A 12,096-nucleotide genomic window follows, 5' to 3' on the forward strand; every position below is an offset into this window, starting at 1 on the left:
GAAGAGAAGGAACTACAGACAGCAAAGGAAAAGATCCAGAATGCAGAAACTGCAAAGGCAAAGAATGAAGCATTAAATGCAGCAAACACAGCAGCTGAGAATGCAGAGACAACGCCTACAGAGGCTAACATCACTGCTGCAAAGAAGGCAGTTCAGGACGCACTTGATGCAAAGGTTGATCAAGATGAACTTAAAACAGCAAATGGAAAAATCAAGAATGCGGAAACAGCCAAGGCAATAGTAGAAGCAGAAACAGCAGCAAAAGCAGCAGACGATGAACCTTCATCAGCAACTATCGAAACAGCTAAAGGCAAAATCGAAGCAGCAAATAAAGCAGGAGCAACAGATAGTGAACTTAAAACAGCAAATAATTATCTTAATTCTGCAATCGAAAAGTTAGAGGAAGAGTCCAAAAAGGTTACTAAACCTGAAAATACGGACAATAAAACTGGGGAAACAGATACTGTGAATAGTAATTCTGTTAAGAATGAAAAAAGTAAAAATGTTGGAGAGTCAGATAATATAAACAATATTGTCATGCCTGTTGAGGATGATAGCAAAAAGAACTCTGATAAGTTATCTGGTAGCGGTTCCAGCACAGGTAATGAAGAGATTGTCGGAAACGAAACAGGAGCAGGTAGCGTACTGACAGGCGGAACTGTAGCAGGAGCAGGCAGCGAGTCCACAGGCGGAAGTGAATCCGGAGCAGGCGGCGATTCTACAGGTGGAAGCGCAGCAGGAGCAGGCAGCGATTCTACAAGCGGAAGTGAATCTGTAGCAGACAACGAGTCAGCAAGTGGAAGCGAATCCGGAGCAGGCGGCGAATCTGAAAGTGCAAGTGACGCAGAAGAATCAACTGATGCCGAGGAAAACTCTGATGCAGAACAGAACTCTCCTGAGCTCGAAAGCAATGAAGATATCACAGAGCCTGAAAACACAGTTTCTGATTCTGTTAATGATGCTACTGGAAATGCCTCAAGTGATGGGGAAACTCTTGAGGAAGATGAGGAGCAGGAAGAAGATGAATTCGATGAAGATTCATCCGATGATGCAGTACAAGATGCTAACGACAATAATCAGGACAGTGAAACACTTGCAAATCACACCGGCGAAGACAATAGCACTGAGCAGCCAAGTGGAAATACTGATGAGGCATCTCAGGAAGAAGAGAATGTATCCCGTCTTCCTATGACAGTTACAGTGGAAGGCATCACATATCACATCGGTGTAGATGCTAAAGCAAGAGTTCTTAAAATTGGTGATATGAAATCCGCTTCAATCAATACAGTTACTGTTGATGGTGTTACATATCCTGTAATTGAGATTGAAACGAATGCTTGTACGAAGAATAAGAAACTCAAGAAGCTTTCAATTGGATTAAACGTTATGAAAATTGGAAGAAAGTCTTTCTATAAATGTAAAAAGCTTAAGTCAGTAAAGATAAAAGCTAACAAGAAACTCAAAGTAGAGAGCAGTGCATTTAAGAAGATTCATAGTAGTGCAGTCATCAAAGTTAAGGGTCTCAAAGGTTCTAAAAAGAATAAGCTTGTTAAAAAGATTAGAAAGCAAACAAATGCATTAGTAAAATAATCTTTCATCAAGGCTCCCGAAGAAATTCGGGAGTCTTTTTATGTGCTGTATGAAAACGTATTCCTTAGATAAACTATGTAAAATAGGCAATAATCTTAGTGAAATTACACATAGATTGTTAACTGACGATATATTATTATAATTTGGGCAGAATTTTTCTATGCCTATTCAGCATGTTTTTATATTTTATTTAATGTATATTATAGAGGAGATTTTATGAGAAAGACGAAAATTGTATGTACCATCGGACCTGCCAGTGAATCAGAGGAGATGATTGCTGCTCTTTGCAAGGCAGGAATGAACGTGGCAAGACTTAATTTTTCACATGGAGATCATGAGGAGCAACTTACAAGAATTAAGAGAATTAAGAAAGTACGTAAGGAACTGGGGCTTCCTATTGCTATTCTTCTTGATACCAAGGGACCTGAGTATAGAATTGGCACTTTCAAGGATGGAAAAGTCAACCTTGAAGCAGGTAAGAAATTCACATTTACAACAGAGAATATCAAGGGTGATGACACCATTGTTTCCGTAAGCTATAAGAATCTTGCTAAGGAATTATTTAAGGGAGACAGAATTCTCCTTAATAATGCACTTCTGGAGTTCAAGGTTCTTTCAACTGATGGAGTTAAGATTGAGACAGAGATAATAACAGGCGGTGAGCTTTCAGATAAAAAGAGTATGAGTTTCCCCGGAAAACATATCAAGCAGGTTTATCTTTCAGAGCAGGATAAGTCCGATATTCTTTTTGGTGTACAGAATGATGTTGATTTCATCGCATGCTCATTTGTTTCTGTGAAACAGGACCTGGTGGATGTACATGAGTTCCTTAAGGCTCATAATGGCAATGATAAGGTTCAGCTTATTGCCAAGATTGAGAATCAGTCCGGTTATGACAATATTGAAGAGATATGTACAGAGTGTGACGGTATCATGGTTGCAAGAGGTGACATGGGCGTTGAGGTTCCTTTTGAGCAGCTTCCTGCAATCCAGAAGGATCTTATTACCAAGTGCCGTATGCTCGGTAAGAGAGTTATAACAGCAACTGAGATGCTTGAATCAATGATCCACAATCCTCGTCCTACAAGAGCAGAGACCTCTGATGTGGCAAATGCTGTTTATGATGGCACAAGTGCTATCATGCTTTCTGGTGAGACAGCTGCCGGCGCTTATCCGGTTCAGGCAGTTGAAACTATGTCTAAGATTGCTGAGACAACAGAGCAGAACATCCACTACAACAAGCGTTTCTACAACTATGATTTCCTTATCAAAAATGATGTAGATGCAATTTCTCATGCTACCTGCGGAATGGCAATAGATCTTGATGCCAAGGCAATTGTAGCCTGCACACTTTCCGGACGTACAGCCAGAATGGTTTCAAGATTCCGTTCTCCTGTTGATATCATTGGCCTTACAACAAATGAGAAGACCTGGAGATGGCTCTCACTTTCATGGGCAGTTACTCCCAAGATGTGTGATGTATTCCCTTCAACAGATGTCCTTTTCTACAGTGCCAAGAAGGTTGCTATTGAAACCTTTGATTTAAAGGAAGGCGATAAAATCGTAATAACAGGTGGCGTTACCAACGGTGAATCCGGTAACACAAACCTTATAAAAATTGAAGATGTTTAATGTAAGATGAGTGTTAAAGTTTATCAGGAGACCATCAAAACCTTTTATGGATAGGTTAATCCGTGCCGCCAGGCAAGATGGCGGGTATCTATAAAATCAGAAAACCAGAGCAAAATCAAGTCCGATTGGATTTACCAACCGGACTTTTTTGCATATTTTCTTCTCATTATGTAAAATTAGAAATATTGAAAAGGTATACAGAGGTTATTATCATGAAGAAAATAAAAAATATTTCAATCCTACTTGTTCTCATACTTACACTTGCCGGGTGCGGTAGTAAGAGAGCAGATATTGAGATAAATGAGAATGATTATAGTAGTTTATTTGAAAAAATAGATGATGAATCTGATGGTACAACTGAAACCAGTGATGAAATCGATTCCTCAGCATCATCGGATACGAAAGATATAGCTGAAACACTAAACGATGATACTGCGTTGGAATCTGAAGATGGGATTCAGACTGAAAAAGCTGATGAAACTGAGGCGCAAACTACGGAAATAAATGCAGATGATAAAACAACTGCAGAAAATGAAAGCGAAGTAACCGAAGCAGCAGATAGTGAAGCTGAGGTAACATCAGCAGAAAATGGACAAGATGAAGCAGCTTCAGCAGAAAATAATGCGGATGTAGAAAAAACAACTGACGCAGATGTTGAGAATAATGCAGTTGACACTAATGCAACGAATAATGCTTCTGACGTACCAACAGAGACTCCTTCCGATGAATCAAACAGCGCAGACGTGATTAGCGTTTCAGCACCGCCTCAAACCGGAGGCCACATAGTTGTTATAGATCCGGGACATCAAAGTAAGGCGATGACAGACAAGGAGCCAAATGGCCCCGGTTCTACCAACATGAAAATGAAGGTCACAGGTGGAACTTCCGGCAGAACTACAGGACTTGCAGAATACCAATTAGCCCTGGACATAGGCTTAAAGTTAAAGGCAGAGCTTTCAAACAGGGGATACACAGTTGTTATGACAAGAGAATCGAATGATGTAAGCCTTAGTAATGTTGACCGTGCACAGATAGCAAACAATGCAGGTGCGGAGGCATTTATAAGGATTCATGCTAACGGTTCTGAGGACACTTCGGTAAATGGTGCCATGACTATATGCCAGACTCCTAACAATCCATATAATGCTGCGTATTATTCCCAGTCCAGAAAACTATCTGACTGTGTGCTGGATTCTTTTGTTGCTGCAACGGGCTGTAAGAAGCAGTATGTATGGGAGACTGATACCATGACCGGAATAAACTGGGCTAATGTTCCTTCAACCATAATTGAGATGGGATACATGACTAATCCGACTGACGATACCAACATGGCAAACGCAGATTATCAGCAGAAAATGGTTGCTGGAATTGCTAACGGTATAGATAATTACTTTACAAATTGATCAATGCTAAATATTTAGACTATGAATTCACAGGAAAAAAATGATAGAAAAAAAGCATATATCGCAATAGATTTAAAGTCTTTTTATGCTTCAGTTGAGTGTCAGGATTTAAGCCGTGATCCGCTTACTACTAATCTCGTTGTTGCAGACAGAAGCAGGACTTCCAAAACTATATGTCTGGCAGTTTCTCCGGCTCTTAAGAAATATGGGATTCCGGGAAGGGCCAGACTTTTTGAGGTTGAACAAAAAGTAAAAGAGATAAATGATGCGCGATTAAGAAAAGCTCCAGGTCATGTTTTTACAGGTGAATCCGACGACGAGGAAGAGCTTCAAAGCAATCCGTCTTTGAAACTTTCATTTGTTGCAGCTGTACCCAGAATGGCGAGATATATGGAAATCAGTACTAAGATTTACAAGGTCTATCTGGGCTACATTGCACCTGAAGATATTCATGTGTACTCAATAGATGAGGTTTTCATTGATGCCACGAAGTATCTTGAGATTTATAAGAAGACTCCGAAGGAGCTTGCCAGCGAAATGATAAAAGCGGTTGAGGCCAATACCGGGATTACAGCAACAGCCGGAATCGGCACCAATTTATATCTTTGTAAGGTGGCGATGGATATAATGGCAAAGCATGCCAAGGCTGATGAAAATGGCGTCAGGATAGCTGAGCTTGATGAGATGAGTTATCGCAAAGAGCTTTGGGAGCATCAGCCACTGACGGATTTTTGGCGAGTGGGAAAAGGGTATGTGAAAAAACTCAATTCCTTCGGTTTATATACCATGGGAGATGTGGCAAGGTGCAGCATCGGCGGAGTTAACGATTTTCATAATGAAGAGCTTCTATATAAAACCTTCGGAATAAATGCTGAGCTTTTGATTGACCATGCATGGGGGTATGAGCCCTGCACCATGGAGATGATAAAAAAGTTTAAGCCTGAAAATAACAGCCTTAGTCAGGGTCAGGTCCTGCACTGTCCGTACACCTATGAAAAGGCAAGGATAATAGTGCGTGAAATGGCAGATGCGCTTTCTATGCAGCTTTTGGAAGCAGGTAAAGTTACGGATCAGGTGGTGCTTACTGTGGGTTATGACATAGAAAGCCTAAACAATCCGGAAATCATGAAGAAGTATCATGGGAAGATAAAGAAGGACTATTACGGAAGGAATACGCCTGAGCACGCTCATGGCAGTTATAATCTTAGTGCTTACACGGCTTTGTCCAGTCATATTATTGAAGCTGCGCTATGTATATATGAAGAGCATGTTAACCCTATACTTCTCATAAGGCGCTTAAATATAACGGCAGTTCATGTGATTGATGAGGCTGATGCGATTAAGAAAAAAGATGAATCCTTTGAGCAGCTTTCATTATTTGAGAACTATGAAGAGAAGGAGCTCCATAAGAAGGAGGAAAAGGCCGCTGATGAGAAGGAGCTTGTTCTGCAAAAGGCAGCTCTGGAAATAAAGAAAAGATTTGGAAATAATGCCATTGTGAAGGGAACCAGTCTGCAAGAGGGTGCCACCGGACTTGAGAGAGGCAGGCAGATTGGCGGACACAAGGCCTGAAGACCTAATAATGATGATTTTGTATGAAAATGATTATCATTGTTGGATATTAAGAAGTTGAAGTTATTTGAAAAGTTATATATGGGATTTGCAGAATGACCGAATTAACGAACGTTTTATGAAAAAGTGTTCGATAAGTTTCGGTCATTTTTTATGCATGTGTTCATTAAGAGCTTCAGGGTATGGCCTTGCGGAAACTATTATGATAACGTCTGTGTTGTTAAAGAAAACAAGAACTTATGAGGAAACGTTATGAAAAAAGTATATCCGCTTACAGCGGCACAAAAGATGCATTACAGATGGATAAGAGAATACGGCACGCAGCAGGTTTCAGGGCTTAGCGTCGTGGCAGCACTAAAGGCAGAGCTTGATTTTGGGTTATTAAAAAAGTGTATCGAACTTGAAATGGAACGCTATGGCTGCATGAGGGTGCGCTTTACAAAAGCAGATGAAGATGGTCAGATCAGTCAGTACATAATTAAAAAGGATCACCGGGATATACCGTTAAAGGATTTATCCGGGATGAGCCTTAAAGAAGCTGATGACCTTATGCAAAGTTGGGCATATCAGACCTTTGATGGAGATGACATTCCTATGTGCGAAGTTTTTATGATAAAGCTTCCTGAAGGGTATCGTGGGTTTTTCATACACATGGATCACAGGCTCATTGATTCCTGTGGAGTTATGGTCATGACAAACGATATCATGTCGCTGTACACCCATTATAGGTTTGGCTCAGAGTATCCGCAGGATCTGGCCGATTTTGAGTTGGTACTTGAATCTGATTTAAGAAAAGCAGGAAATGAAAAGCGGTTCATAAAGGATAAGAAATTCTGGGACGAGCAATTGGATATGTATGGTGAACCGGTGTATTCAGATATTCAGGGGCCGTCAGTGCTGGAAGAGTCGAGAAAAAGGCATAATAACAAAAAGCTTCGAAGCGCTGATATAGAAAGAAAAGAGTTATTTGTTGCAGTTAAGGATTATAAACTGGACCCCGGACCAACAAAGGAACTGATGGATTTCTGCATCAATCACGGGTTATCAATGACTAACCTTTTATTACTGGGACTAAGGACATATCTGTCAAAACAGAATGACGGGCAGGAGGATATTTCGGTTCAGAATTTTATTTCCAGAAGGTCAACTAAGGACGAATGGACTTCAGGTGGAAGCAGAACGATAATGTTCCCCTGCAGGACAGTCATAAGTTCTGATACTGATTTTTTATCAGCTGCTTTTGAAATACAGACAATTCAGAATAAGATTTATATGCATAGCAACTACGATCCCACGCTGATTTATGACGAGATCAGAAAAAGATATAACACGCCGGATGATACCACCTATGAGAGCTGCTACCTGACTTATCAGCCCATGACTGTTAAGATGGACAATCCTTTTCTTAAAAATATTCCGATGCATGCCAAGTGGTTTGCCAATGGTGCAGCCACTAAGAAAATGTATCTGACAGTATCCCATACAGAGGATGGTGGCATGAATTTTTCGTATCATTATCAGACAGTGAAGCTTAATGAAAAGGATATGGAGCTGCTTAATTATTATCTGATGCGAATCCTCTTTATGGGGGTTCAAAATCCGGATATGACAGTAGGAAGCATTATGGAAACAGTCTGAAAGATAATAGGAGGAGACAGGTTATGAGTAAAGAAATGAAATTTAAGGAAATAATTGCACAGTACTGTGAGGTATCAGCAAAGGATATGAAAAACGCACTTCGCTTTCGTGAGGATCTGGGTTTTTCATCACTTGATTTTATGTCATTTTTAGGAGAGCTTGAGGATGAATTTGATGTGGAGCTGGAGCAGGAAAAAGCAACATCAATCCATACAGTAGGGGAGGCATTAGAGCTTCTTAACGAACTTGAGATGGCTGGTTGAATAACGAATAAGGAGTGTGTATGAGAAATATAAGGGATATATGGGATAAAGCAGTTTATGATTTTAGAGATATTACAGCTTTAAGGTGGCTTGAGAAAAAGAATATTCATGAAAAAAGCTATGGTGAGCTGGATCACATTATAAGAAATGTGAGAACACTTTTGGAAAAGGAGAACTTTAGAGGTTCGCATATTGCGCTTATCGGAGCAAGCTCTACGGAATGGCTGGAGGGATATCTTGGAATAGTGACAGGTACTAATATAGCGGTTCCGTTGGATGCAGGACTTCCTGATGATGAACTGATAGAGCTACTTAACAGATCCGATTCAGAGGCACTTTTTCTCGGTGCTTCCAGAGCTAATTTATATAAGAAGGTATATGAAAACTGTCCAAAAATAAAGCGAATATGGATGCTTACAGAAAATGAGTTTTCCAATTTCTCTGAGGCAGAATTCGATGTTCCCGGAGCTATGGAATATGAGATTGCAACCATAATCTATACCTCCGGAACCACCGGAAAAAGTAAGGGTGTAATGCTGACTCAGCAGAATCTTTCAGACAATGTCAGAGCAGTTGAATATGATGCAAAGCCTGGATGTGTTACATTAAGTGTCCTTCCGATTCATCACGCATACTGTCTTGTTATGGATTATCTTAAGACACTTTCTCTTGGTGCAACCATATGCATCAATGATTCATTTATGCACATGGTTAGAAACATGTCCATTTTTAAGCCTGAAGTAATGCTTATGGTCCCGCTGATGATAGAGACTATTTATAAGAAGATTGCTGCAGCAGAAGCAGATGCATTTTTAAGAGTTGGAGTGAATAAAGATGATGGATCATCAGAAGTTGGAATAAGTAAGGCGGAGTCATCGACAGAAGAGAGTAGTTTAATGATTAAGAAGGCTCTTGCAGCAAAAGTTTTTGGCGGTAATCTCAGAATTATATTTACCGGCGGTGCGCATCTTGATCCCTTTTATATTGAGAAGTTTGCTGAGTACGGAGTGGATATCCTTGAGGGTTACGGCATGAGCGAGTGTTCACCGGTTATTACAACCAATACTGTAAGTAATCACAAGCCCGGTTCCATAGGGCGGCCAGTTGATAACGTGGAGCTTGCATTTGAAAATGGCGAGATTCTTGTCCGCGGCACGAGTGTTATGAAGGGATATTATAAAATGCCTGCAGAGACAGAAGATGCATTGAAGGATGGATGGCTTCATACCGGAGATAAAGGATATCTCGATGAGGATGGTTATCTTTTCATTAATGGCAGAGTGAAGAATCTCATCATCATGTCTAATGGTGAAAATGTATCACCTGAGGAAATTGAGAATAAACTTTCGTTAAATCCGCTTATTTCAGAAGTTATTGTAACTGGTGAAAATAACGGACTGACTGCAAGGATTTATCCGGAGACAGAGCTAGTTGATAAAAAGGGATTATCACCGGAGGAACTTCGTGAAGAGATTCAGAGATTTATAGATGAATACAATAGCGGACAGCCCACATATCGCCATATAACAGCTATCGTGATCAGGCGTACACCTTTTATAAGAAATTCTACAGGTAAAATAAAAAGACAGGATGCCCTTAAAGAGAATCCTGCTGCATGAGTTTGATTGTTGATGAGAGCTTAAGTAATATACAAAAAGACAGCAGCTCCTGTCATAGTTACTCACACATAAATGGAAGAATTCCATTCAGGAAAATAGTAGTAAGTATATCTGCTACATTTTCTGCTTCTGTCTTAAAATCTTCAGCTATCCATTTATGGAGTACGCCGATGTTACAGCCAATAATCCCGGCTATGAGATACGAGTACTTTTCCTTGGACACATTGCTGCCGGAAATTGTATCAGATACTGTGGTGACATATTGATGGAACATTGTCATAGCTTTTCCAAAGAATACATCGCCCCTTGCGCTTTCAAGGAGACTTGAAAGAAAGGGGTTTTTCTTTGTGTAATTGCAGATGGCTAAAAAGTAGGATTTGCATAGATCCTTGTCGTTTTTGGGATGGAAGGACTCCATCATGTGAAATATATCATCAATAGTTTTATCCTCGGCTGCGCTTACAAGCGCGGGGATATTTTCATAATGATTATAGAAAGTGCTGCGCACAATGCCGGCTTTCTTTATCACATCTGCAACGGTGATCTTTTCAAAATCCTTTTCTTTAATAAGTAAAAAGAATGCATCAATAATTGCTTCTTCCGCGGTGCTGTATCTCTCGTCAAGTTCGTTCATGATTAGCCTTTCCGGTGTATGAAAAACGATATACAATATCCTTAAACATAATACATAGATTCTATCAGTTTTAGGGTATAATTAAAACTGTTAATCGAATATGTTCAATTGAATCAGATATATGATCAAAAATAGTTGAACCAAGTTTGAAACTGTGGCTATTAGCCATAATTGTTTCGATAAGGATTTTTATGGGAAAATATGATGACATTATAAATATTAAAAGGCCTGTTTCGAAGAATCATCAGCCTATGCCGATTGAGAACAGGGCGGCGCAGTTTATGCCCTTTGCGGCGCTGACCGGATATGATGATGCGGTGGCTGAAACAGCCAGATATACTGAAGAAAAAATCGAACTTACGGAAGAAAAGAAGGCAGAAATAAATGAGAAGTTATCTGACCTTGAGTTAAAATTAAGGGATGGCGAGAGAGTAGTAACAGTTACCTTTTTTGTACCGGATGAATTAAAAAGCGGCGGCGAATATGTTACAAGAGAAGTCAGGGTAAAGCGCATAGATACATATAAAGGAACATTGGTACTTTCTGATAAAACTGAGATATGGATAAATGATATTCTATCTCTTCTTATTTTAAAGAGCATAATATAATATGGAAAAAATAAAGCGTATAAACAAAAAATTTAAAAATCCAAATATCAGATCAATTTTTACTGATACAGCAATAATTGTGGGAATTCTACTTGCGAACACAATAGTCTTTTCACTTACCGGTTTTGGTATTCCATGCGTATTCAGACTATTTACCGGACTTCAATGTCCGGGGTGCGGCATGACGCATGCTGCTATTGAGCTTGCAAAAGGAAATATACATGGAGCAGTTCACTACAATGTCCTTTCAGTAACCATGATGCCGATAATTGTGGCTTATCTTATCTACAAAGGCATAAATATCATACGCACCGGCAGTACAAAAATGAAACTATGGGAAAATATATTTCTGGTTTTTTGCTGTATTGTGATGGTGGTATTTTGTGTGTATCGTAATATACCGTCTATTCTTTCACTTGCATATTGATTATGAATTTTCTTGAATATTTAATCATTTCAATCATTTGGAAATTTCTTTAGATATTCCATAAAAAGTATTCTTATATTCAGAGAATAAGCAGCTGTCAGTCAATTCAGAGACTACAGCTGTATTTTGATATTTGTCCTTTAATAAAGTTAAAATATGATATTGTGTCTTACTATTCAAAAAGTTATCAAACTCTTTGAAAGTAAATGATAATGCAAATTATAAAATTATAAAAAAAATATTAAAAAATTATAAATTTCATATTGCAATAATCTAGAGGTGATTAGTATAATATCTTTTAGTAAAAAATAAGTTTCAAGGAATTGAATTTATTTTGAAAAAATTAAACACAATTCATATGAGAGGATGAGATAGGCTACAGATTTCTCTACATTCTTAAGAGATACATCTTGATTATAGAACTCTGGCTGGTGATTGAAGTGTTATTACTTTAGAATATATGGTGCTTTTCTTAATTCTATGTGAGCTTTCATCATCAATGATTTATATCTTTTCAAATACCACGATTGTTACATCAGCTATGGATTTTTAGATAGATTGATAAGAATAAGACATCATATTACTTGATTCATCACCTCGGAGATTGTTGTGGATGCATCAATAATATGTTATCTGAGTATGCTAATTGTACTTTTATAGTTTTGCAGTGGGGATTGCAATCTTCCAGTATAAGTCGAATAACAGCTATT

10 protein-coding genes are annotated in these 12,096 nt (G+C 38.9%); 9 read left to right on the top strand and 1 reads right to left on the bottom strand.

Annotation, left to right across the window (positions count from 1 at the left end; genetic code table 11):
• From G622_RS22185 to G622_RS0108145, 7 genes are all read left to right on the top strand, one after another.
• The coding region (locus G622_RS22185; protein ID WP_044957366.1) for a leucine-rich repeat protein at positions 1-1,590 on the top strand (1,590 nt) is incomplete at its 5' end.
• 216 nt (positions 1,591-1,806) lie between these two features.
• Positions 1,807-3,222 carry a pyruvate kinase gene (gene pyk / locus G622_RS0108120; RefSeq protein ID WP_026510297.1) on the top strand — a complete coding sequence of 472 codons (1,416 nt, stop codon included), beginning with the start codon at positions 1,807-1,809 and terminating at the stop codon, positions 3,220-3,222.
• Positions 3,223-3,434: 212 nt separating this feature from the next.
• A complete protein-coding gene (locus G622_RS0108125) occupies positions 3,435-4,625 on the top strand; it encodes an N-acetylmuramoyl-L-alanine amidase (protein WP_049945750.1) in 1,191 nt (396 codons plus the stop codon).
• Between the two features lie 21 nt (positions 4,626-4,646).
• Positions 4,647-6,197, top strand: a complete 1,551-nt coding sequence (locus G622_RS0108130; protein ID WP_026510299.1) for a Y-family DNA polymerase — start codon at positions 4,647-4,649, stop codon at positions 6,195-6,197.
• Positions 6,198-6,449: 252 nt separating this feature from the next.
• Entirely contained in the window at positions 6,450-7,835 is a 1,386-nt protein-coding gene (locus tag G622_RS0108135) for a condensation domain-containing protein (RefSeq protein ID WP_026510300.1), read from the top strand.
• Positions 7,836-7,858: 23 nt separating this feature from the next.
• On the top strand, positions 7,859-8,098 hold the full coding sequence (locus G622_RS0108140; protein ID WP_026510301.1) for a phosphopantetheine-binding protein: 240 nt from the start codon (positions 7,859-7,861) through the stop codon (positions 8,096-8,098).
• A 20-nt stretch (positions 8,099-8,118) separates the two neighbouring features.
• Positions 8,119-9,717: an AMP-binding protein gene (locus tag G622_RS0108145; protein ID WP_044957368.1), complete on the top strand. Its 1,599-nt coding sequence runs from the start codon at positions 8,119-8,121 to the stop codon at positions 9,715-9,717.
• Positions 9,718-9,775: 58 nt separating this feature from the next.
• Here G622_RS0108145 and G622_RS0108150 read toward each other — a convergent pair whose 3' ends face one another.
• Entirely contained in the window at positions 9,776-10,351 is a 576-nt protein-coding gene (locus tag G622_RS0108150) for a TetR/AcrR family transcriptional regulator (RefSeq protein ID WP_081675237.1), read from the bottom strand.
• A 191-nt stretch (positions 10,352-10,542) separates the two neighbouring features.
• On the opposite strand from G622_RS0108150, the gene G622_RS0108155 reads away from it, so the two are divergent.
• A complete protein-coding gene (locus G622_RS0108155; RefSeq protein ID WP_026510304.1) occupies positions 10,543-10,959 on the top strand; it encodes a hypothetical protein in 417 nt (138 codons plus the stop codon).
• A 1-nt stretch (position 10,960) separates the two neighbouring features.
• The gene (locus G622_RS24505; RefSeq protein WP_049945751.1) at positions 10,961-11,386 is read left to right on the top strand and encodes a DUF2752 domain-containing protein; all 426 of its coding nucleotides are present in this window, start codon (positions 10,961-10,963) and stop codon (positions 11,384-11,386) included.
• The last annotated feature ends 710 nt before the right edge of the window (positions 11,387-12,096 follow it).

Source organism: Butyrivibrio sp. LC3010 (assembly GCF_000424385.1).
Taxonomy (GTDB): Bacteria; Bacillota; Clostridia; order Lachnospirales; family Lachnospiraceae; genus Butyrivibrio.

Bases quoted from the DNA above. Each gene is read 5' to 3' on its own strand.
- G622_RS0108125 (WP_049945750.1), top strand. From the start codon at position 3,435: ATGAAGAAAATAAAAAATATTTCAATCCTACTTGTTCTCATACTTACA.
- G622_RS0108130 (WP_026510299.1), top strand. From the start codon at position 4,647: ATGAATTCACAGGAAAAAAATGATAGAAAAAAAGCATATATCGCAATA.
- G622_RS0108150 (WP_081675237.1), bottom strand. From the start codon at position 10,351: ATGAACGAACTTGACGAGAGATACAGCACCGCGGAAGAAGCAATTATT.
- G622_RS0108145 (WP_044957368.1), top strand. From the start codon at position 8,119: ATGAGAAATATAAGGGATATATGGGATAAAGCAGTTTATGATTTTAGA.
- G622_RS0108140 (WP_026510301.1), top strand. From the start codon at position 7,859: ATGAGTAAAGAAATGAAATTTAAGGAAATAATTGCACAGTACTGTGAG.
- pyk (WP_026510297.1), top strand. From the start codon at position 1,807: ATGAGAAAGACGAAAATTGTATGTACCATCGGACCTGCCAGTGAATCA.
- G622_RS0108135 (WP_026510300.1), top strand. From the start codon at position 6,450: ATGAAAAAAGTATATCCGCTTACAGCGGCACAAAAGATGCATTACAGA.
- G622_RS24505 (WP_049945751.1), top strand. From the start codon at position 10,961: ATGGAAAAAATAAAGCGTATAAACAAAAAATTTAAAAATCCAAATATC.
- G622_RS0108155 (WP_026510304.1), top strand. From the start codon at position 10,543: ATGGGAAAATATGATGACATTATAAATATTAAAAGGCCTGTTTCGAAG.